We start from the raw sequence: 22,531 nt of genomic DNA, 5'->3' as shown, positions 1-22,531 counted from the left end.
GATAAGAATATGTTCACCAAAGAAACGTACGTGAGCCGGAGAAATCGGCTGAAAAAACAGGTAGGAAGTGGGTTGATTGTGCTGCTGGGCAACGAGCAGAGCAGTATGAACTACAAAGACAACTGGTACCATTTCCGGCAGGACAGCACCTTTCTGTATTTCTTCGGGATTGACCGCGCCGGGCTGGTGGCGGTGATCGATGTAGAAGCGAATGCCGAGGTTATTTTCGGGGAGGAACTGACGCCGGATGACATCGTCTGGATGGGGCCGCAGAAATCCATCCGGGAGCAGGCCAGCGAGATTGGGGTAGGTCTGACCAAACCGCTTGCAACCCTGGATTCCTATTTTCAGCACGCTTTAGCCAAAAAGCGCGAAATCCATTTCCTGCCGCCGTACCGGCCCGAGAACCTGTTGAAACTCAGTTCCTGGCTGCAAACGGCACCGGCCTCCATCAAGTCAATGGCCTCGGTGCCGTTGATCAAGGCGGTGGTGGCGCAGCGCTCCATCAAGACTCCGGAGGAAGTAGCGGAAATTGAGAAAGGCATCAACACCACCGTGGAGATGCAAATTGCAGCGGCTACGCTGGCCCGGGCGGGCATGACGGAGGCTGAACTAGCCGGACAATTGCAATCCATCGCCATCAAAGGCGGCGGCAACCTGGCGTTCCCCACCATTCTCACTGTCAACGGACAGATTCTGCACAACCATTACAGCCCTACCGTGTTACAGGAGGGACAACTGGTGCTGGTGGACTGCGGCGCGGCCTCAGCCACGCATTATTCCGGCGACCTGACCCGTACTTTCCCCGTCAGTTCCTCTTTCTCGGCGAAGCAGAAGGAGATGTATGCCGTGATGATGACAGCCTATGAACAAGCAGTCGCCATGCTGAAACCCGGCGTGAAGTACAAAGACGTGCATCTGCAAGCCTGTACCCAACTGGCGGAAGGCCTGAAACACCTCGGCCTCATGAAGGGAGACGCGCAGGAAGCCGTGGCGCAGGGAGCACACGCCTTGTTTTTCCCCTGCGGATTGGGCCACATGCTGGGCCTGGACACCCACGACATGGAAGACCTGGGCGAAGAATACGTGGGCTACGCCGAGGATCAGACCAAAAGCACCCAATTCGGGCTGAAATCCCTGCGGCTGGCCCGCGCCTTGGAGCCCGGCTTTGTTTTAACCGTGGAGCCCGGCCTGTATTTCAACCCTGATCTGATCGAACTATGGTCAGCGGAGAAGGTGCATGCAGACTTTATTAACTATGAGCAAGTAGCGGGCTACAAAGATTTTGGCGGCATCAGAATAGAAGAAGATTTCCTGATCACGCCGGAGGGAAGTAGAGTCCTGGGCAATCCGCTGCCCCGCAACATGGAGGAATTCCGGCAGTTTGCCCGCTGAGGCGGTTTCTAGGTTGTTTTCAGAAAGTAGGCCTAAAACGGTCAAACGGTGACTCCTCTCGATCAATGTGTAGGGGCAATCCCTTGTGGTTGCCCCGGCGTGAGAAGCACAGGTACGGCCTCCGCGCAGTAATCAAGCAAACTGTAGTTGAAACCTTTGTTATCCTCTTCTAAAAGGTAGGTCTGTTTCGTTCTATTTCACTGTTTTGGTTTTTTTGAGAAGGCATCGCCATTCCTGTCTATTTTGAGCCTCACGGCTCACTGAAGTTTCAAACTTCAGCTCATGTTAGGTCCAAGTTGGAAACTTGAACCAGCTATAGATTTAGAACTTAACGGTTCTACCTGATACGCTTCCGTTTTAGGGGCTAACCATTTCTCTTCTCACATTTTTAAGCTGCCGCCACTGGTTTTAGGCTGTTTTTCTGAAAGCATGCTTTTAACCGGAAACTGGAAGTTGGCGGGGCTTTCATGGTAATATGGTGGAAGCATCGGCTAATATCCGGTCAGGGCAAGTGCTTTCAGAAATCTAAATTTGGTATAACAAAGGGGCTGGTCAAGGCGCCTTTTTCTACGGCGGAGATTGGTTCTGGTCTTCCGGCAATCACCACTATCCAAATCCAAACAGTTTGAACGATATGTACCTAAACAGATGCAGGGCCCTAGTGGTAAGCGGGTTGGTTTTTCTGGCTCAGCCCTTGGTGGCGCAACATAAACACAATGACTATCCCATTCAGCCGGTGTCCTTCACGCATGTGCACGTGCAGGATGAGTTCTGGGCGCCTAAAATGCAGGTGAACGCCACGGTGACTATTCCGCATACGCTGGAGAAGAGCCGTGAGCAGGGTCGGATTGACAACTTCCTGCGGGCCGCCGGTAAAATGGAAGGCGACAAACTCAGCCAGTTCACCTTTGATGACACCGATATCTACAAGGTCATTGAAGGTGCCTCCTACGCCATGCAGGTGCAGAAGAACCCCAAGCTGGATGCCTACGTGGATTCCCTGATCACCATTATTGGCGACGCGCAGGAGCCGGATGGTTACCTCTTTACGTTCCGGACGGTGAAGGCCGCCAAGCCGCATGATTGGATCGGGAGCAAGCGCTGGGAGAAAGAGGAGGAACTCAGCCATGAGTTGTACAACTCGGGCCACTTGTTTGAGGCGGCGGTCGCGCATTATCAGGCCACCGGCAAGAAAACCCTGCTGAACATCGCCCTGAAGAATGCCGATCTGCTGGTGAAGGATTTCGGGTACGGCAAAGAGGAAAAGTACCCCGGCCACCAGGTGGTGGAAATTGGGTTGGCGAGGCTGTACCGCATCACGGGCAAGAAGGAGTACTTAGACCTAGCCAAGTTCTTCCTGGACGTGCGCGGACCAAAGGGCACCGAATACAACCAGGCGCACGCCCGGGTGGTGGACCAGCATGAAGCCGTGGGCCACGCCGTGCGCGCCACCTACATGTACACCGCCATGGCCGACATTGCCGCCCTCACCGGCGATAAAAGCTACCTGAAAGCCATTGATGACATCTGGAACGATGTGGTGACCAAGAAACTGTACATCACCGGCGGAATTGGGGCCACAGGCAACGGCGAGGCTTTCGGGAAGGCGTATGACCTGCCCAACATGTCGGCGTACGCCGAGACCTGCGCCTCCATCGCCAACGTGTACTGGAACAGCCGCATGTTTTTGCTGCACGGCGATGCCAAATACATAGACGTGCTGGAGAGAACGCTGTACAACGGCCTTTTATCCGGGATTTCCCTGCAGGGGAACCGGTTTTTTTACCCTAATCCGCTGGCCTCCATGGGGCAGCACCAGCGAGGCGAGTGGTTCAGTTGCGCCTGCTGCATCTCCAACATGACACGGTTCCTGCCCTCGGTGCCGGGGTATGTGTACGCGCAGAACAACAATGACCTGTACGTGAACCTGTTCATGAGCAGCGCCAGCGACATCAACCTGCCCGCCGGTCAGGTGAGCCTGAAGCAGACCACCAACTACCCCTGGAACGGCACCATTGACATTGAAGTAGACCCCCGGAAAAACAAGGATTTCACGCTCAAACTCAGAATACCCGGTTGGGCCCAGCAACAGCCGGTGCCCGGTGACTTGTACACCTTCGCCGATGCCACCAAGAAGCCCATCGTGTTAAAAGTGAACGGAAAACCCGTTCAGTACCGCCTGGACAAAGGCTACGCCGTTTTGCAGCGGAAATGGAAAACAGGCGATAAAATCACCCTGGACCTGCCCATGGAAACCGAGAAGGTGCTGGCCAACCAGAACGTGAAAGACGACCTCGGGAAGTTCACGTTCCAGCGCGGGCCGCTGGTGTACTGCCTGGAAGGCCCCGATAACAAAGACAACCTGGTGCACAACATTATGGTAGAAAAAGCCGCACCCGTAGAGGAAGCCTTTGAGGCCAGTCTGCTGAACGGCGTGCACGTGATCAAGACCAGCGGCGTAGGCACCAAGCGGCAAGCCAACTCCACGGCCTTGCTGCAAACAAAGCAACCGGTGAAGGCCATCCCGTACTTCGCCTGGGCCAACCGCGGCTCCGTGGACATGACCGTGTGGGTACCGTATGAAGCCTCGGCGGCCAAACCGCAACCCGCGCCAACTGTCGCTTCCACCAGCAAGATCTCGGCTTCCATCAAAAACACCAGAACGCTGGCGGCCCTGGTAGACCAATATGACCCCGTAGACTCCCGCGATTCCAATTACCCGTACCTGCATTGGTGGCCCAACAAAGGTACCAAAGAATTTGTGCAGCTAGATTTCAACCAGGAGCATACGGTGTCTGAGTCGCAGGTATACTGGTTTGATGACAGCCCTTGGGGCGGTTGCACCGTTCCGGCCAGCTATAAGATTTTCTACAAACAGGGCGAGAAATGGGTGCCGGTGAAAAACACCACCGCCTACGAGATCGCCAAGGACAAGTACAACCTGGTGAAATTTGAGCCTGTGAAAACCACCGCGCTGCGGATGGAGATCCAGTTGCCCCAGGAAACCGCCACCGGCATCCATGAGTGGTCGGTAAAATAGGTCTAATCAGTTTACGACACGTTTCTGTAAAACGGGCCTGAAACCCAAGTCCCATCCTACACCAAAACGAAAGATTGCCGCTTGATGAACGCTAGAATCAGTATTCTTCTTCTTTGGTTACTGCCGTTTTCGGTGTGTTTTGGACAACGGAAGGCGACCATCACCATTGACACCCAGAAACGGGAGAAGAAAGTATCACCCACGCTGCACGGCATTTTCTCTGAGGAGATCAGCCACGGCGGCGAGGGCGGCTTGTACGGCGAGCTGATTCAGAACCGGGGATTCGAGGACGCGCGCATCCCGAAGGGCACCACGCGCCCCGGAAAAGGACGATAAATTGAATGTGTCACCCCCCCCTAATTTCAAGGATATGTCAGAGATCACCGCCCAGGAAAAACAGAAGTTAGAAAGTCTTCTAAAAATGAAGCAAGGGTATCTGCTTAATTTCACCGATGCCGCTTTGCAAGCATTTGTTTTCAAGAGCGTGGGCCTAGACATCCGGAGTGAAAAGTACCACCGGGGCACAGGGTCCAAGGCCAACCGCATGCGCGAACTTTGGGCGCAGGAACCCAACCTGCTGGTAGCGAAGCTGCTTTTCGACCTGTGCCAGTATTACCAGGACTTCAAGCAGAAAAAGGGCGAACTGCTGTCTCCGGAAGAGCAGGCGTTGTACACCGCTTGCATTGCCATCAGCAAGCGGTTGGCCAACTCGGTGGAAGTGGTGGCTTTGCTCCTGAAAAAGAAAGGGCCGGGAATCCCCATTTTCGTGCCGGGCATGGAAGAAGGCGCTGCCTGGGAGAAAACACTTCCCAACCTCTTACCCGGCTACGCCACTGATAAGCCGCAGCCGGATGCAGAAAATGAAACCGTCTTTCTGGTCACCAGTGAAAACATCATGCCTTTTCTGATGAGCATGCGCTAACCCCGCAATCACAGAGAAAAAGGAGTTTTGGGTGCATTTTCCAGAAAGCAGGGCAAAAACGTATTGACCATTTTCTGGTGCCGATGTCTTTTTTGCCGAAAGAAATCGGTTTAGGGCCTGTTTTCACAAAACAGGCCCTAAACCGATTTTGGTTGTGCGCAGGTCCGGCGGTGCGTTACGCCGTTACTTCAAAGAACCCGCGCTTGCCAATGCGTACCTTCACCGAGTGGGTGCTGATCTCCACGGGATTCTGGGCGTCAGTAACTTTGGCGCCGTTTACGGTCACACTTCCCGCCTCTATGAGCCTTTTCAGGTTAGAGCGGCTTTCATCAGGTTTCAGTTCCTTACAGAGATCCAGCAGTTTCAGGGAGTTTGCGGGCGAAAGGTTCAACGAAGCCAGTGAGACCGAACGGAATTCCTTTTCCTCGAACCGTTTGTTCTGGAACTGGTTCTGGAAAAACTCCTGCGCCAGCTGCGCGTCCTGGGCCGAATGGTATTGCGCGACCACGTTCCAGGCGATCTTCTTCTTGAGTTCCATGGGGTTTTCGCCCTGCTGGAGGGCACCGAGGAGCGTCTGCTTTTCCGCTGCGGTGAAATCAGAGACCAGGTGCAGGTACTCGGGCAGGAGGGCATCCGGAATGGACATGACTTTGCCAAACATCTCGTTCGGATGATCGATCAGCCCGATAGTGTTGTGCTCTGACTTGCTCATTTTCGCGGAGCCGTCAATGCCTTTGAGCAGGGGCATGCACAACACGGCTTGCCCGGGCTGGCCCTGAGTTTCCTGCAGTTGGCGGCCCATGGAGCAGTTGAACAGCTGGTCGGTGCCGCCCATCTCAATATCCGCGGAGATCATCACGGAGTCGTGGCCCTGGAGCAGCGGGTACACCAATTCGTGCATCGAGATGGGCAGACCGTTGGCGAAGCGGTTGTTAAAATCGGTGCGCTGCATGATCTGGGCCAGCGTCACCTGCGAGAGTAGCTTGACCGTCTCGGTCATGTCCATGCGGCCCAGCCACTCAGAATTGTACCGAATCACGCATTTACTCACGTCCAGAATCCTGGACAGCTGGTTCACGTAGGTTTCGGCATTGCGCTGTACTTGTTCCGCGCTCAAGGGCGGACGGCTTTTGTTTTTGCCGGTAGGGTCACCAATGCGGGCGGTGAAATCCCCGATGATGATGACCAGCGTGTGCCCGAAGTTCTGGAACTACCGGAGTTTCTTCAACACCACGGCGTGGCCCAGGTGCAGGTCGGGCGCGGTAGGGTCAAAACCCAGTTTGATGACCAAAGGCCGGTTTTCGGTTTGGGCGAGCTGTAGCTTTTCTTCCAGGGCCTTTTCGGGGAGGAAGATCTCTACGTTTTCTTTCAGGACGCTCAGTTGTTCTGCGGTGTGCATGCTTGATAAAGGGATAAGTGAAAAGATGGATTTGCTTGAAAAAAGCAACAGGCAGGACCGGGCAGAAAACAAAAAAGCCCAGGTCCGTGAGAACCTGGGCTTCTATATGATGAGGTATTCTTACGTCAAATCAAAGATAGCAATCCCAGGCTACGGCTATTGGGTAATAGGTAGAATAGGCGGAATAAGGATAAAAGGATTGCTGATGAAGGGTCATCTGTTTTCTATTGAACAAGGCAAAGGAAAGAACTCTTGCTTTAAACTCCAAATGCTAATGTTATAGGCCCGTTTTCAGAAAACCAAGCCCAAAACGGATATGAGAGAGAAGCGTTCCGTGAACTTCCGTCTGTTTTAGGCCTGGTTTTCTGAAAAGAGGCCCAAAACAGGAACAACGTTTTTAACTGAAAGACGCGGTTAGGCCAGGAATACTTTGACCAGAGCTACGGCCGTGATTAAGAGCCAGATGGAGTTCAAGACCCAGCTGGCGTGAGCCTTTTTGTGCACCGCGTACAGAATCAGGAAAAAGCAGCCGATCACGTTCATCAGCAAATATTCCATAGATTGGCTGCTGATCACGTTGAGGCTGTTCAAACTGAACGCCGAAAGTGAAAAGAGGGCACCGGCCCACCCAATGGCTTCTCGTAGGTATTTCTGTAAGGCTAACATGGACGTGTAAATTTGTACAAAGAAACGGCGGCGGCAGGACTTGAAAAATGCTACTATTGGGTTAACTAATGCACAAACCAAATCACAGGCCGTGGACATTCAGCAGATACGATACTTTTTAGCCCTGGCAGAGGAACTGCACTTCTGGAACACCGCCGAGAAGATGTTCATCACGCAGTCGGCGTTGAGCCGGCAGATCAAGGCGCTGGAAGAAGAGCTGGGCGTGCAGTTGTTTGAGCGAAGCAAGCGCAGCGTGAAGCTCACCCAGGCCGGGGCTTTCCTGCGCGACCGCTGGCTGCCGCTCCTGGAGGAGATTAACCGCACGCACAGGCAGGCCCGCAAAATACACGAAGGCGCGTTTGGCTCCATCAGCATCGGGTACCCGGGCTCCGTGGCGTACAGCTTCCTGCCCGAAGTGGTCTCCCGGGTAGCCCAGACCTTGCCCGAGCTCAAGGTGGAACTGGTAGAACCCATGGACATCAGCTTTGAGGAACTGTTGCTCAATTTCCAGATAGACCTGGCCATCAGAAGAGATCCCGCCGAAAACCCCGCCCTGCAATCGCTTTGCCTGTACTCAGAGCCGTTCGCCTTGATTGTGCCGCAGGGCCATTGGTTAACCCAGGAGAATTTCACCGGGCTGCAGGACGTGCGCGAGGAGAAGTTCATCTTGTCTGGCCTGCACCACCGCACCTTGTATGTGAACAGCCTCCGGCAGATGTTCAAGGAAAATGACTTCACGCCCAACGTCTACATTGAGTCTGATTTCGGAGCGATGATCCTGGGGTTGGTCGCGCGCGGACTGGGGATCACCGTGATGCCCAGTTCCTACGCCTTCGGGGCGCCGCCCAACGTCCGGTTCATCCACCTGCCGCAGAAAGTGAACCTCTACGTGACCTGGCGCAAAGACGATACCAGCGCCGTGCTGAAGAACGTGCTGGAATTGGTGCAGCAGGTAGCCCAGGAATACAAAACCGGCGCTGGCAGCAGTTTGCTGTTTTAGCGGGTGCTCATGGGGTGAGACGCGCTCCATGATGAACACGCATTCCGTCCTGTGTGATGATTATTTTCGCTGATTTTTGTAGGGGCAATCCCTTGTGGTTGCCCTACCTGTGTGTTCACCGCAAAAGGGCAACCACAAGGGATTGCCCCTACAAGCTGGGTAAGGTACGGAAGTAACTTCCGCGGCATCAATAATAAGCCGTTTTAAGGCCTTTTTCCTGAAAACCGGCCAGAAACGCTTCAGGCATCTGCGTTGAAACAGAAACTCCACCAGTATACACCGGTGGAGTTTCTGTTGAAAGAGGAAAAGCTTGTTAGGGGTGTCTTACTTGATGCTGCTGAACAACCGGTTCCACCGGATTCTATCTGTAAAAGTGGCGCTGGAGTCGGTGGACAGCCAGACCAGGACGGCTTTCCCGACCACGTATTCCTCGGGTACAAAACCCCAGAACCGGGAGTCATGGGAGTTGTGCCGGTTATCGCCCATCATGAAGTAGTAGTTCTGTTGGAAGGTGTAACTGGTCATTTCCTGGCCGTTCTGGAAGAGCTTGCCGTCTTTCACCTCCACGTTAGGGTTGTGTTCATATTCCCGGATGATCTTTTCGTACAGCGGCAGCGTTTGGGGTGTGAGGGTCACGGTGGCTCCGGCTTTGGGAATGTACAGCGGCCCGAAGTTGTCCTGGTTCCAGGCGTACGTGACGGGAGCCTGCGGGAAAACCCGGGGATCGGCCTCGCCGGGCTGGGCTTCTAAAGAGGTGACTTCCCTGATGAAATCAAAGGTGCGGAGCTTGGCGGCCGTTTCGGGCAAGGTGTGCAGAAAATAGCCGCCCTGGACGGGGTACACATCGGTGATGCCGTGTTTCTGAAAAAACTTCGCCTGCACGTCGCCATCGGTCTGGAGGTAATAACTGTACTGGAGTTTGGCCGGGATTGGGGCTGGAACGCCGTTGAGGTACACTTGCTTGCGCCTGATCTCCAACGTGTCACCGGCTACCCCAATGCAGCGTTTGATCAGGTAGGTTTTCAGGTCCACGGGGCGCTCCACTTACTCGGGGTGATTAAAAACCACCGGGTCATTGTGCTGCACCTCTGAGAAGCCCGGCAACCGATAAGCGGGCAGCTGCACGATGTCTGAAAAGGAGGGGAGATGGGTACCCCAGATGGTTTGGTGGGTAAGCGGTACCTGCACCGGCGTCATGGGCGTGCGCGACCCATAATGCAGCTTGCTCACCAAAAGATAGTCGCCGGTGAGCAGTGACTTTTCCATGGACGAGCTGGGGATGGCGAAGGCCTCAAAGGTGAGCCACCGGATGAACGTGGCGCAGACCACGGCAAACATCATGGCATCGCCCCATTCCCGCAGAGCGGATTTTTTGGGCTTGGGAGCGGGAGCTTTCTCTTTTTTAGTCCGGAAGGGAAATCGCATGGTGTCAGGAAGTTAAGCCCAGAGAAGGAATATAGAATAAAACTATATTTGGTGGGATTTATTGTGGCCTAACCGCTAAATACTTCCGGTGGCAACACCCGCGCTCTTCCGGGGAACAGGCTGGCCCGGCGTTGTTTGTTTTAAGCTTCTTTTCATGAAAACGGCCCTGAAACAGAAGCCCCAGGGAGGGCGCTGTTGCAGGGCCGTTAGATTTATTTTTTGGGAAGTGCTTTGGTTAGGATTGCTGCTGGTTGCTGTTCCAGATGTCTTTCTGCATTTTCCAGTGGTCGCTTTCTTTCTTCCAGACGGCCATGTACTTGCCCTGGTCCAGCGACCGGCCATTTTCGGCTTTGAGGGTGTACGTGCCCATTTCTATGGCGGTCAGGTCCAGTTGTTCCACTTCTACCGTGTGCAAATCCATTTCTTTCACGCCCATCTCCAGGGCATTCTGCCAGTACTGCCCAATCGCTTCGCGGCCCTTGACGGTTTCGCTGCCGGCTGGCAGCAGCAGAGCGGTTTTGGTGTACAGATTGGCGACGCTCCCAACATCACCTTGGTTAAAGGAAGAAACGAACGAGGCATTTAGGCTTTTGATTTCATCGGTGATGTCAGTGCTGAGTGCTTCCATAGGGTGGAGAGGTGGAAAATGGTGGTGGTAAGTGATACAAGTCAGTTGTCAGGAGCCTGGCAGACCGTACTTGATTAGTTGGTCTACACGTACTCCCCGCCGGAGGTCCAAGGCAATGCAAACGCACTGCCGCACAGGCAGCATGCTGTAAAAGGTAGTACGGGTATTTTGCAATCGGGTAGGCAGATTTGGCGGCGGATGGGGTTGAATACACGAGTACCTGAACAGTTCGTGCGGTCTATTCAGGAGCGTCCGGTGAAACGGGGCTGTTTTCAGGAAAACGGCCCCAAAGGAGAATCCTTCTCCAGCAGTTCCGTTACGTTCTCCAACACGCAATGCTCTTCGGGATTTGTATTTCTGAAGTTGAATACCTGCGGATTTGTCATCCGCCAGCCTTACCGCTTATGGTGGCAGAAAGCGGGGGTTACAAAATTCTCTCATCCTTTCATCGGGATGACAAATATCGGAGCTTGGAACGTAACAGTCTTGTTATACAGGTAGGGCCGTTACGTTCTAGTTCAATGGTTTGATTCCTTCGAGAAGGCATTGCCCATTGCTGCCTATTTTGAGCCTCACGGCTCACTGGAGTTGCAAACTTCAGCTCATTTTAGGTCCAAGTTGGAAACTTGAACCAGTTATATCAACCAGCTATATCATCCAACCATATCAATTAGCTATATCAACCAACTATGACAACTAGCTATATGAATCAGCTATAGTTTTAGAGTTTACCGGTCTTTAGAGCTTAACGGCCTGCCTGCTCTAAAGGTGGAGATCAAATAAAGGGGGAGATTAAATCAAAGAACCCGACTGGGGAGGACAGTCGGGTTCCTGGGTGATGCATTGGTTGGTTTCGGTTAAACCGGAGATGGTTTTAGCGCACATCTGCGCCTGTCATCGCTTCAGTAGATGAGTTTCCATCCACCTGTTTCGTGGGCTCTTTCCTTGTCAGCCACTTAGTTTCCAGTCACCTCGTTTTACGACATTCCCTGGAGGGCAGCTGTCACCGCTGCGGATACCGGGGTGGTGGGGTGCCCGATGAGCGTGGAGAGCTGGCGGCTGTCATCAAACAGATCATCCTGCGAGGCTGACACGTCCCAGCCGGCGATGGACTGGGCCAGGCCTTCGGGCAGGCCGAAACCGGTGAGGGCGGCGGCGTACTCGGCTCCGGGCAGGTTCTTGTAGGGGATGTCTTTGCCGGTCTGGCGGGAGATCTCGGCGGCTAAGTCCTGGAGGGTGTAGGCGTCGTCTCCGGCTAGTTCGTAGACTTTGCCTTCATGGCCTTCGCTCGTGAGAACTGCAACGGCGGCATCGGCATAATCGGCGCGAGCCGCCGAGGAGATTTTGCCTTCGCCGGCGCTCCCGATGAACGCGCCTCCGGCCAGGGCTCCGCCAAAGGAACCGGTGTAATTTTCGTGGTACCAGCCGTTGCGCAACAGGGTGTAGGGGATGCCCGAGTTCTCCAGGGCGGCTTCGGTGGCGAGGTGTTCTTCGGCTAAGGTGAGCGAGGAGGTGTCGGCGTGGAGCAGGCTGGTGTAGACAATCCATTTAACGCCGGCGTTCTGGGCGGCATCAATCACATTCTGGTGCTGCTTGGCGCGTTTGCCCACCTCGCTGCCGGAGATCAGGAGTAAGGTGTCTATGCCTTGCAGGGCCGGGCTCAGGGTTTCGGGTTTGTCGTAATCGGCTTCGCGGGCTTCCACGCCCAGGTCGGCGGCTTTCTGCGGGGATCGCACCAGCGCCACCAGTTGAGCAGGCGTTCCTTTTTGTTTCAGTTTCTCTACCACCAGGCGGCCCAGTTGTCCGGTTGCTCCGGTAATGGCTATTGTTTTCATAGTCTTCAGGTTTATAGTCTAATTTTCTATGCTATACGCAGGCTTTGGCAAAACTCACACGGTGGCCCGCTATGGAAGGGGATACTGCCGTTTCTGGCAGCGGGAAAGGGGCTACTTTAGGCCTGTTTTGCTGAAAATGGCCCTAACACGTTTCCTCTTCATTTGCTTTTTCTTCCTTTCTCGGCATCCGCCTCATAGGCCAGCCGCATGTAGTGTAGCACTTCCTCATTAATGTCTTCGGGTTCATACAGCCTTAGCCAGTGGTTGGTTTGCTTTTCGCCTATCTGTCCAATTTTATGGAAGCACAGCGTATCAGCGTACACTTTGTTGAGCGGAATGTAAATGTCTATGAAGTTTCTACCCAGTTTGTAAATCATACAGAAGCGGGTGTTCTTGGCCAGGGAGAGCATAGACTTGGATGGGTGCATCCTGAAATCTCCAATGGTACGGTACTGTTCCAGAAAATGATGGTACAAGGATAGGGTCTTCTCTGATTTGCCGCGCAGGAAATCTGCCTCGGTTTTGTCTAAACAGGAGTGGGCCTGATTGTTTCTCAGGAACTGTTGGGTGCAGGTGGGGCAGGTCCACATAGGCAGTCAGTGTTTTGAGCTTAGTTTCTGGAAAATAGGCCAAAATCAACTATTCCCCAAAGTAGAAGGGTTGGTTATTTTTTTGAAGGGTTTTGCCGGTTATTATTGTTGAAGCTGTTGGAATTGCTGCGTGGTGCGTTTGTTCCAGATTATTTGAGCCATTGCTGATTGGCTTTGATCATCTCTTCATGCGACATCCAAGCCGAGAAATCAGAAATTTCTTTCTCACTGTCCAAGACTTGTTGTTTCTGTTCCTCAGAAAGGCTGCTCCAGATGTGCCCCGGCTGCTGCTGTCGGCTGGAAAGAATCATAAAAATGTTCTGCAGAAGCGCTACGTCTTCCGTGGTCTCAATCAATTTATGCAGATCTCCTTTCAATGCGCCCATCTCTGTATTCTTCCAAAATATACGCAAAATCACAAAAAGGGAATGTTTGCTTGGTAAGTAGCAGTTTCGTTTTGGGGCTGATTTTAAAGAAATAGCCTTAAAACAGCTTCAACTCCGCAGCTGCGTTACAAGCAGAAATTGGCCTTAGATCCAGCTATTGTAGAGCAGCGTGTACACCAGCCCGTACTCAAGACTTGGGAAAAGTTGGCTGCGGGTTTGGTGTGAATGTCGGAAAACCCGCGGCAATTCGATCTGGTGCTATGGCGCGGAAGTTACTTCCGTGACTTAAGAAAACGCTTTAAACCAGTTTGACAAAAGTAGCGCTTAATAAGAAAAGTTTTTTGAAAATAATCAAGAAAGGTACGGACGTAAATCCGCGCCCTAGCAAGTTGCAAAAGGAAAAAATGTAAAAATATTAGGTATTTGCAATGTAAAATATCTATCTTTTCTAATGAAAGAAATTATACCTTAAAAAAATATTGAATCATGGATTTTCAAGATGTAATCAAAGCTTTGGGCGAGAAAGTGTCTCGTCTGCAGGAGTCTATTCAGACGGAAGAAGCTACAAAGATGGCCTTTGTAATGCCTTTTATTTCGGCGTTAGGATATGATGTATTCAATCCTATGGAAGTTGTGCCTGAATATGTGGCAGATTTAGGAATTAAGAAAGGAGAGAAGGTGGATTATTGTATTTTCAAAGATGGTGCCCCTTCCATCATCATTGAATGTAAGCACTGGAAAGAGAAATTAGATGTCCATAATTCTCAACTCCACCGCTACTTTCATGTAACTGCTGCCAGATTTGGTGTCCTCACAAATGGAATTACCTATAGGTTCTATACAGACCTGGTTGAAGCGAACAAAATGGATGATAAACCTTTCTGGGAATTCAATATTACCGAGGTAAACGAGCATACTTTATTTGAGCTTAAAAAGTATCATAAGTCCCATTTTAGCCTGGAAAATATTCTGAGTTCAGCAACCGAACTCAAGTATGCCAAAGAAATCAAAAGAATCATGTTGGAGGAAATGGCGAGTCCTTCAGATGCATTCGTGAAGCACTTTACCAAACAAATTGTATCAGGAGCAATCACGGCAAAAGTTTTAGAGCAGTTTACCGGATTGGTTAAGAAATCCATTAATGGTTTGGTAACCGAAATGATTAGCGACCGGTTGAAATCTGCTCTGGCGTCAGAAGAGGATAGAGGCTTTGTACATGCAAGAGTTGAGGAAGATACTACTGTTCAACCGGTGAATAGTGAACCCATCAACAAGGTCGTGACTACTGAAATGGAAAAGGAAGCCTTTTACATAGTTCGCTCCATTTTGAGAGGGAAAGTAGACGCAAACAGAGTATTCCATAGAGACACCCAAAGCTATTTTGGTATTCTTCTGGATGATAATAACCGCCGTCCTATCTGCCGATTAAATTTAGAAGGAGCAAAAAAGACGATTGTTCTGTTCGATGAAGCTAAAAAGGAATCCAGACACGAAATCCAGAGCCTTGATGACATTTATGCTCATGCAGATCAATTGATAAATACCGCCTTGAGTTATGATATGAAAGCAGTATCTGCTAATTAAGAAGTCTGTTATCCGGTTCAGAAAGCAAGACGAGCTATTAAAGAGCTCGTCTTGCTTTTTTACTTATAATCATTTTCTATGGCGCGGATTTACTTCCGTGACTTACCAGCTACTCCATGTGAGTAATATTCAATAAACCTTTTCCGCCCGCATAATCAATTGCGCTGCTATAGACATAGCTTTCGGGTTCTCTGACGAAACCTGCTTCTATCGGGTTGTTGTGGATGTAATCCAGGCAGCGTTGTTGTAGCTCATTGCCGGTGAGTTCTACTGGGTGGTATTGATTTTGCCAGAACTGGAATTTTTGGTGTTTACTGCTTCCTTCCGCAGTAGTTCTAAATAAAGCGAGAAGCCACTCTTTTCTACTTTCCTGTATGTTTTCTTGAATAGCTCTTACTAAGGCTACTGACGTGTACTTTTTGAAATCCCGTACAACGGCAGCTAAGGGGAAACGTTCGTCAGTCCTCAGCGCAAGATGCAAATGATTAGACATGATGCACCATCCGAAAATCTGAAGCCCTTTCTTTTCTTGGCAATACTGTAGGCTCTCTACCAGTAGGTCTTTGTATTCGCGTCTGGTAAATACATCTGCCCAACCTACCACCGCAAAGGTGATAAAATGGATGTTCTCCTGGTTCCTGGCTTTGTATTTCTCACTCATGGGCAGATCGTGCGCACAGCGGTGTTGTAGTGGTATTTACGATAAAAAGGCTCGTAAGGCACGGAAGTAACTTCCGCGCCATTGTAGAAAAGGGGAAGTTTTGGAAAAGCCGGCCTAAAACTAAAATAGGCTTAAAGCTCAGCTAATTAAAAGAGCTTAAACTTGGGTAATTAGAACAGATACAAAGCTTAATAACCTTATGCAATTCTAGAAAGGTAAGCTTTCTATTTAAGTACGATGGCGCGGATTTACTTCCGTGCCTTTGGCGCAATCCGCCAACACCCCTCTGACATCAATCACCCCCTAAACTGACGCACGTCATCTTTTCAGCGCAACCTTTACCTGACCTTTGTATCAACTGAAAGGGCTAGGTAAGCGCCGAACGAGTCAAACTCACTTCTCTGCCGCCGCCTGTTTCAGGAGAGATACACCGGCAGCGCCATGAACATCATCTTCCTTTTAATCAGCATCAGTCTACTGGTGGCCATCCTGTTCCTGGGGGCTTTCCTGTGGGCGGTGCGGTCCGGCCAGTACGAAGACGACTACACGCCTTCCGTGCGCATTCTCTTCGACAACGAATTAACCAAAAAACAGACTATTACTTCTATTTCTACTAAACCTATGGAGGACACCGCACATGTTAGCTGAGGTTCTAAAAGCTCCGGGCGAGGCGCTTAAAAACAGCGTCCGGACCGTTGAAACATTCTATTATGACAACAAGATTGTCCGCGATTTCGCCTATGCCACCCTGTTCTGGGGCGTAGCCGGAATGCTCATCGGGGTGATCATCGCGTTTCAGTTGGCGCGCCCCGAGCTCAACATGGGCACCGAGTACACCACCTTCGGGCGGGTTCGGCCCCTGCACACCAACGCCGTGATCTTCGCCTTCGTGGGCAACGGTATCTTCATGGGTGTGTACTACTCACTGCAACGCCTCTGCAAAACCAGAATGTACTCAGATGTCTTAAGTAAAATCCACTTCTGGGGCTGGCAGCTGGTGATTGTATCGGCGGTGATTACGCTTCCGTTGGGCATCACTACTTCTAAAGAGTACGCCGAGCTGGAGTGGCCCATTGACATCGCCATTACTTTAATCTGGGTGATTTTCGGCTGGAACATGTTCGGGACCATCATCAAACGCCGCGAGCGCCACATGTATGTGGGCATCTGGTTCTACATCGCCACGTTCCTGACAGTGGCGGTTTTGCACCTGGTGAACTCGTATGAGATTCCGGTGACCCTATTCAAAAGCTACTCTGGCTACGCCGGGGTGCAGGATGCGCTGGTGCAGTGGTGGTATGGCCACAACGCGGTCGCATTCTTCTTAACCACGCCGTACCTGGGCATGATGTACTACTTCCTGCCCAAGGCCGCGAACCGCCCCGTGTACTCTTACCGATTGTCTATCATCCACTTCTGGTCCCTGATCTTTATCTACATCTGGGCCGGTCCTCACCACTTGCTCTATACCGCGCTGCCAGACTGGGCGCAGTCCTTGGGTGTTGTGTTCTCTGTCATGCTGATTGCGCCTAGCTGGGGCGGGATGATTAACGGTCTCTTGACCCTGCGCGGTGCCTGGGACAAAGTGCGCGAAGAGCCCGTATTAAAGTTCATGGTAGTAGCGATTACTGCCTACGGGATGGCCACCTTTGAAGGTCCGCTGTTGTCGCTGAAAAACGTGAACGCCATTGCCCACTACACCGACTGGATCGTGGCTCACGTTCACGTAGGCGCCCTGGGCTGGAACGGTTTCCTGACCTTCGGTATCCTGTACTGGTTGCTGCCCCGCATCTTCAGAACCCAACTGTACTCTAAAAAACTTGCCAACTGGCACTTCTGGTTAGGCACGCTAGGTATCCTGTTCTACGCGGTTCCTATGTACTGGGCCGGTTTCACCCAAGGCCTCATGTGGAAACAGTTCAACAACGAAGGCATGCTCCAGTACTCTAACTTCTTGGAGACCGTGCTGCAGATTGTGCCTATGTACTACCTGCGTGGTATTGGCGGCGTGCTCTACTTAGGTGGCGTGTTCCTGATGATCTACAACGTAGTGAAAACCGTGAAAAGCGGTACGCTCTTAGCCAACGAAGAAGCCCAGGCCGCTCCCTTGATGCCTGCCGTGGTGATCAAAGGCGAAACGCAGCACACCGGTGGGCACTGGCACCGCTTGATTGAGCGCAGACCTGTGCAAATGGCCGTGTTCGCAACCGTCGCTATCCTGATTGGTGGTCTGGTGGAGATGATCCCAACGTTCCTGGTAGAATCTAACGTGCCTACCATTGACAGCGTGAAACCATACACCTCCCTTGAGTTGCAGGGCCGTGATGTCTACATCAAAGAAGGCTGCGTGAACTGTCACTCCCAGATGGTGCGGCCGTTCCGCTCCGAGACCGAGCGCTACGGCGAGTACTCAAAAGCCGGCGAGTTCGTGTATGACCGTCCGTTCCTGTGGGGCTCTAAACGTACCGGACCAGACTTGCACCGGGTAGGAGGGAAGTACCCGCACAGCTGGCACTACCACCACATGCTGGACCCAACCTCTATGTCTCCGGGTTCTATCATGCCGGCTTACCCTTGGTTGCTGGAGAAAGACCTGGACGTAAGCGACACCAAAGCCAAAATTGAGACTTTGATTGGCTTAGGAACTCCCTACGAGCCCGGCTACGCCGATAGAGCCAACGAAGACCTGATGCGTCAGGCCCGCGAGATCACCGCCGAGCTCAAGAAAGAGAACATTGACGTGAAGCCCGAGAAAGAGATTGTGGCCCTCATTGCCTATCTCCAACGCCTGGGCACCGACATCAAAGTGAAGGAAGAGAAATAGTTGTCAGTTGATGGTTGTCAGTTGTTAGCCAATAGTTCAGATACTGGCTCTTGATGCTAGTCATGAAACCAGAGGTGTTTTCACAACTTAGAAACTAATAACTGACAACTGCCAACTAATAACCAAAAGAATAGCCATGTATAAAAGTGTTTTACAATCCATAGACGGCATCGAGATCTATCCCATCATCTCCTTCGTCATTTTCTTCGTCTTTTTCCTGGGCCTGATTGCCTACGTGGTCGTGGTGAAAAAGGAATACATCCAAAGCATGAAAGAAATGCCGCTGCAGAACGAGAACGGATTAGCCCACCCACTAGACTTACGGTCATGAAACGATTGATACCCTACCTGGCATCCGCGCTGTTGTTGGCCGGAGCCGCCCAGCCTGCCGCTGCGCAGGACGCCGTGAAAGGCAAAGCCGTCTTTGACGGGAACTGTGCCGCCTGCCATGCCGTGCAGGAACAAGTGGTGGGCCCGGCCCTCAAAGACGTGCACAAACGCCGTGATGAGAAATGGATCTCCAACTTCATCAAGAACTCCACCAAGGTGATCGCCTCCGGCGATAAACAAGCCGTGGAAGTGTTTGAGAAGTTCGGGAAAGTGCAGATGACCAGCTTTGAAGGCACCCTCTCAGACGGTGATATCAAAGACGTGATTGCCTACGTGAAAGAGGAGAGCGACAAACCGGCCGAGGCTACAACCCCGGAGGTCGCGCCCACTGACGCAGGCAATACCGATGGTGCCGCTCCGGCCGCCAGCTTCAGTTGGAGAGCCCTGCCCGCTACCACGCAAATTCTGGTGGCGCTCATCGGCTTTCTGGTGGTATTGGTGTTTGCCGTATTGCTGATGACGTTCTTCCAGGCCTTGCCGCTATTAGGCCAGCTGTATGACAAGCCCGCCCTGCGCAATTCCCCCATGGCGCGATTCATTGCCCTGCTGCGCGGAGATACGTCTACCATCACCGGTAAACACAAAGACATTCTCATGGAAGACCACACCTATGACGGTATCTTTGAGTTTGACAACGACCTGCCCCCTTGGTGGAAGTACACCTTCTACGTGACCATTGTGTTCGGGATTGGGTACCTGCTGAACTACCACGTGTTCCAGAGCGGAGACCTGCAGATTGCCGAGTATGAAGCCGAAGTGCAGCAAGCCTCCCTGCTGAGCCCCGCTGGTAGCAGCGAAGGCAACGTGAACGAGGTCACCAACTTCAAACCGCTCACCGAAGCGCCTAAACTGGAAGCCGGAAAAGCCGCCTTCGTCCAGAACTGCGCTGCCTGTCACGGTGCCGAAGGCCAGGGCGTAGTAGGTCCTAACCTCACCGACGAATTCTGGCTCCACGGCGGCGACGTGAACGATGTCTACAAGACCATCAAATACGGCGTCACCAGCAAAGGCATGGTGGCCTGGCAGAAAAAGCTGAGCGATGACCAGATTTTGGAAGTGTCCAGCTACATCCTGAGTATCCAGGGCAGCAAGCCGGCCAATGCCAAAGCCCCACAAGGCGAGAAATACGTTCCAAAGAAATAGCATATCTACCCTTTATTAGCGTTGATTGCTTTGAAGCCTCTACCTCTCTGGTAGAGGCTTTTTGGTTTTGTTTTGGGAATGCAGTTTGCTTTTGCTGGCGTGGCGCTGCTGGTCTATGAGTTTATGAGCTGAGTTGTTCCATGGCTGGGCTCCGTGCGCTCACGGCCGCGAGGCCTCGCCTTCCCGCCTCGCGCTGTGTTTTAGCCTTGGCCAGTAGGCCTGCCGCATGCGCGGCACCAGGTCTAAAACAAGGCGCTCAACGGAAAGGCTGGAAATGGTGCTGGTAGTAAACGCCTTCTCGGAAGGACGGACTGAAGAATTAGGAAGGTCTATTAAAGCAATGTTACTTATGGTTCAAGTAAAGCAACATTAACAATGCAATTTTCCATGCTTCAAGTTTTAAACTTGGAGCTTCCCATGGAGCAAGTTTGCAACTTGCGTCACTACGTATGGAAACTTTGCAGGACATCACGGAAGTTGCAAACTTCCGTTAAAGGGCCACAAGTTGCAAACTTGCTCCATGGTAGGAGCTTGGGATGACTTGTATTGAAATATGCAGGGCACGTACTTCTGGCTAAATTCGATTCACGGCTCATCTCATGATAGGTTTAGGTCACACCCTCAAGTTTAGATTTTGGCAAAAGAGTGTCTGTACCTCATGCCTCCACTACTTTCTCACCAGAGCAACTGACCACTGCTTGAAGAACCCAATACCAGTCTTTCGGGTGAGCGCCTAAGCAGGTTCCGGTGCCGCAGGCATTGCGACCGCAGGGAGCAAAGGAAGCTGGTACAGCGCGAACCCGGAAGACGGGGCCTCGCGGCCGTGAGCGCTCGGAGGGAAACTATGGAACAACTCAGCTCATAAGCTCACGCCAATAGCGGCCTTCCGCTAGAACAAGCAAACTGCATGCACCCACACGCCAACAGCGGCCCTCCGCCAGCACAAGCGAACTGCATTCCCAAAACAAAACACATCCTCTCCAGACAGGTAGTCACTCTCTCGTTTTTCCCTCTTTTCCCCAAAACACCCCTAAAACGGAGCCCTTCCCGGCAAAAAGTGACAAAGATCATTTTCCCTGATGACCCACCAGATGGTAGAAGGCAGGGGGTACCGGTAATTTTACATCGTGCTTCAGAGGTGATCGCATCTCAGGGAAGCAGACTGAAAGTTAACCCCCTCTCGCTGCCGGGCGCACAACCGGTAAGAGACCATGAGTATACTAGCAACAGAACCCGAAACCTTCAGAGACACCATCTCTACGGTTGACAAAGACGGAAAAAGGGTGTGGCTGTACCCGAAAAAGCCCAGCGGGAAACTGTACCAGTACCGCAAATACGTAAGCTACGCGCTCCTGACCCTGCTGTTCTCAGGACCCTTCCTGAAGGTGAACGGGTTGCCCTTGCTCATGTTCAACATTCCGGCCCGCAAGTTCATCCTCTTCGGGATGATTTTCTGGCCCCAGGATTTCTTTATCCTACTGGTGGGCTTTATGGCCTTCATCATGTTCATCATTGTGTTCACGGTTGTGTACGGCCGCGTGTTCTGCGGCTGGGTGTGCCCGCAGACCATCTTCCTGGAGATGGTGTTCCGCCGCATTGAGTACTGGATTGAAGGCGATGCGCCCAAGCAGAAAGCCCTGGACAAAGCCCCCTGGACCACCGAGAAAATCTGGAAGAAAACCGCCAAACACACCTTGTTCGTGGGGGTGTCCTTTCTGATTGCCCACACCTTTCTGGCCTACATCATTGGCGTAGAAGAACTGCAGAAGATTGTCACCGACGGACCTTCTGCCCACGCCGGCGGGCTGTTCTCGCTGATCCTGTTCACGGGCGTGTTCTATGGTGTGTTTGCGCGGTTCAGAGAGCAGGTGTGTACCATTGTGTGCCCTTACGGCCGACTGCAGGGCGTAATGCTGGACAAGCAGTCGCTTACGGTAGCCTATGATTACGAGCGGGGCGAACCCCGCGGCAAGCTCCGCAAAAACCAGGTCCGTACCGAGGGCGACTGCATTGACTGCCACCAGTGCGTGCAGGTGTGCCCCACGGGAATTGACATCCGGAACGGCGCGCAGCAGATGGAGTGCATCAACTGTACCGCCTGCATTGACATCTGTAACTCCATCATGGACCTGGTGAACAAGCCGCAGGGCCTCATCCGGATGGCGACCGAAGAAAGCATCGCGGAGAAGAAGCCCTGGAAGTTCACCACCCGCATGAAGTCCTACACCGCCGTGCTGGTCATCCTGATGGGCGCTTTCGCCACGCTCTTGATCACCCGCAGCAACATAGAGGCCACCATCCTGCGCACGCCGGGCATGCTCTACCAGCAAACCGAGAAAGGCACCGTGACCAACCTCTACAACATCACGCTCATCAACAAAACCGACGAGGAGCTGCCCATCACCCTGAAACTGCTGTCTTCTGAAGGTTCCATCAAAGTAGTACGCAACGAGTTGGTGCTGCCCAGACAAGGCCTGGTGGAAGGCGTGTTTTTCGCCGAGATTCCGAAAAACGGCCTCAAAACGGCCAGCTCCAAAATTGAGATCGGGGTGTACAGCGGCGACAAACTCATCGCCACCGAGAAAACCAAGTTCCTGGGGCCGGGGCAATAATTATTGATCTGGCAGTGATCTGGCGCGAGAC

20 protein-coding genes and 1 pseudogene are annotated in these 22,531 nt (G+C 52.3%); 12 read left to right on the top strand and 9 right to left on the bottom strand.

The annotated features are described in order from the left end of the window. Positions 1 to 9 precede the first annotated feature (9 nt). From H7U12_RS10550 to H7U12_RS10535, 4 genes are all read left to right on the top strand, one after another. Entirely contained in the window at positions 10 to 1,395 is a 1,386-nt protein-coding gene (locus H7U12_RS10550) for an aminopeptidase P family protein (RefSeq protein ID WP_186637217.1), read from the top strand. 634 nt (positions 1,396 to 2,029) lie between these two features. Then, entirely contained in the window at positions 2,030 to 4,435 is a 2,406-nt protein-coding gene (locus tag H7U12_RS10545; protein WP_186637154.1) for a glycoside hydrolase family 127 protein, read from the top strand. 84 nt (positions 4,436 to 4,519) lie between these two features. After that, positions 4,520 to 4,771 carry a hypothetical protein gene (locus H7U12_RS10540; protein WP_186637151.1) on the top strand — a complete coding sequence of 84 codons (252 nt, stop codon included), beginning with the start codon at positions 4,520 to 4,522 and terminating at the stop codon, positions 4,769 to 4,771. Between the two features lie 34 nt (positions 4,772 to 4,805). Further along, positions 4,806 to 5,357: a hypothetical protein gene (locus tag H7U12_RS10535; RefSeq protein ID WP_186637148.1), complete on the top strand. Its 552-nt coding sequence runs from the start codon at positions 4,806 to 4,808 to the stop codon at positions 5,355 to 5,357. A 175-nt stretch (positions 5,358 to 5,532) separates the two neighbouring features. Here H7U12_RS10535 and tyrS read toward each other — a convergent pair. Further along, a pseudogene (gene tyrS / locus H7U12_RS10530) lies at positions 5,533 to 6,756 on the bottom strand (tyrosine--tRNA ligase). Positions 6,757 to 6,781: 25 nt separating this feature from the next. Between tyrS and H7U12_RS10525 the strand changes: the two are divergent. Then, the gene (locus H7U12_RS10525; RefSeq protein ID WP_206683911.1) at positions 6,782 to 7,039 is read left to right on the top strand and encodes a hypothetical protein; all 258 of its coding nucleotides are present in this window, start codon (positions 6,782 to 6,784) and stop codon (positions 7,037 to 7,039) included. Positions 7,040 to 7,170: 131 nt separating this feature from the next. Here H7U12_RS10525 and H7U12_RS10520 read toward each other — a convergent pair whose 3' ends face one another. After that, positions 7,171 to 7,422, bottom strand: a complete 252-nt coding sequence (locus H7U12_RS10520; protein ID WP_186637143.1) for a CBU_0592 family membrane protein — start codon at positions 7,420 to 7,422, stop codon at positions 7,171 to 7,173. Positions 7,423 to 7,462: 40 nt separating this feature from the next. On the opposite strand from H7U12_RS10520, the gene H7U12_RS10515 reads away from it, so the two are divergent. Beyond that, a complete protein-coding gene (locus H7U12_RS10515; protein ID WP_194362530.1) occupies positions 7,463 to 8,422 on the top strand; it encodes a LysR family transcriptional regulator in 960 nt (319 codons plus the stop codon). A gap of 324 nt (positions 8,423 to 8,746) precedes the next feature. Here the strand turns inward: H7U12_RS10515 and lepB are convergent, their stop codons facing one another. The 6 genes from lepB to H7U12_RS10490 form a co-directional block, all read right to left on the bottom strand. Continuing rightward, positions 8,747 to 9,466 (bottom strand): signal peptidase I, encoded by a 720-nt coding sequence (lepB, locus tag H7U12_RS10510; RefSeq protein WP_317170762.1) that lies wholly within the window; start codon positions 9,464 to 9,466, stop codon positions 8,747 to 8,749. Next, complete coding sequence (locus H7U12_RS22875) at positions 9,467 to 9,847, bottom strand: S26 family signal peptidase (protein ID WP_317170761.1); 381 nt, start codon at positions 9,845 to 9,847, stop codon at positions 9,467 to 9,469. A 235-nt stretch (positions 9,848 to 10,082) separates the two neighbouring features. Next, positions 10,083 to 10,475: a YybH family protein gene (locus tag H7U12_RS10505; protein WP_186637140.1), complete on the bottom strand. Its 393-nt coding sequence runs from the start codon at positions 10,473 to 10,475 to the stop codon at positions 10,083 to 10,085. A 977-nt stretch (positions 10,476 to 11,452) separates the two neighbouring features. Beyond that, on the bottom strand, positions 11,453 to 12,310 hold the full coding sequence (locus H7U12_RS10500) for an SDR family oxidoreductase (RefSeq protein ID WP_186637138.1): 858 nt from the start codon (positions 12,308 to 12,310) through the stop codon (positions 11,453 to 11,455). A gap of 158 nt (positions 12,311 to 12,468) precedes the next feature. Next, a complete protein-coding gene (locus H7U12_RS10495) occupies positions 12,469 to 12,900 on the bottom strand; it encodes a DUF5655 domain-containing protein (protein WP_186637137.1) in 432 nt (143 codons plus the stop codon). Positions 12,901 to 13,049: 149 nt separating this feature from the next. Further along, complete coding sequence (locus tag H7U12_RS10490) at positions 13,050 to 13,286, bottom strand: hypothetical protein (protein WP_186637135.1); 237 nt, start codon at positions 13,284 to 13,286, stop codon at positions 13,050 to 13,052. A gap of 486 nt (positions 13,287 to 13,772) precedes the next feature. Between H7U12_RS10490 and H7U12_RS10485 the strand changes: the two genes are divergently transcribed. Beyond that, the gene (locus H7U12_RS10485; protein ID WP_186637133.1) at positions 13,773 to 14,870 is read left to right on the top strand and encodes a type I restriction endonuclease; all 1,098 of its coding nucleotides are present in this window, start codon (positions 13,773 to 13,775) and stop codon (positions 14,868 to 14,870) included. A 109-nt stretch (positions 14,871 to 14,979) separates the two neighbouring features. On the opposite strand, the gene H7U12_RS10480 is transcribed toward H7U12_RS10485, so the two are convergent. After that, complete coding sequence (locus H7U12_RS10480; RefSeq protein ID WP_186637131.1) at positions 14,980 to 15,531, bottom strand: REP-associated tyrosine transposase; 552 nt, start codon at positions 15,529 to 15,531, stop codon at positions 14,980 to 14,982. A gap of 441 nt (positions 15,532 to 15,972) precedes the next feature. Here H7U12_RS10480 and ccoS point away from each other — a divergent pair, with 441 nt between their 5' ends. From ccoS to ccoG, 5 genes are all read left to right on the top strand, one after another. Beyond that, on the top strand, positions 15,973 to 16,179 hold the full coding sequence (ccoS, locus tag H7U12_RS10475) for a cbb3-type cytochrome oxidase assembly protein CcoS (RefSeq protein ID WP_186637129.1): 207 nt from the start codon (positions 15,973 to 15,975) through the stop codon (positions 16,177 to 16,179). After that, positions 16,169 to 18,355: a cytochrome-c oxidase, cbb3-type subunit I gene (gene ccoN / locus H7U12_RS10470; RefSeq protein WP_186637113.1), complete on the top strand. Its 2,187-nt coding sequence runs from the start codon at positions 16,169 to 16,171 to the stop codon at positions 18,353 to 18,355. Before ccoS ends, ccoN begins: the two co-directional genes overlap by 11 nt. Positions 18,356 to 18,491: 136 nt before the next feature. Beyond that, positions 18,492 to 18,686: a hypothetical protein gene (locus H7U12_RS10465; protein ID WP_186637111.1), complete on the top strand. Its 195-nt coding sequence runs from the start codon at positions 18,492 to 18,494 to the stop codon at positions 18,684 to 18,686. Beyond that, positions 18,683 to 19,888, top strand: coding sequence for a c-type cytochrome (locus tag H7U12_RS10460; protein WP_186637109.1), 1,206 nt, complete (start codon positions 18,683 to 18,685; stop codon positions 19,886 to 19,888). The genes H7U12_RS10465 and H7U12_RS10460 overlap by 4 nt, the downstream gene beginning before the upstream one ends. A gap of 1,211 nt (positions 19,889 to 21,099) precedes the next feature. Then, on the top strand, positions 21,100 to 22,500 hold the full coding sequence (gene ccoG / locus H7U12_RS10455) for a cytochrome c oxidase accessory protein CcoG (RefSeq protein WP_186637107.1): 1,401 nt from the start codon (positions 21,100 to 21,102) through the stop codon (positions 22,498 to 22,500). Positions 22,501 to 22,531: the final 31 nt, after the last annotated feature.

Origin of the sequence: Rufibacter sediminis, from assembly GCF_014269285.1 — a bacterium.
Lineage (GTDB): Bacteria > Bacteroidota > Bacteroidia > Cytophagales > Hymenobacteraceae > Nibribacter > Nibribacter sediminis.
The sequence above is the reverse complement of the archived record's forward strand: the minus strand, read 5'-3'. Positions and strand labels throughout refer to the sequence as shown.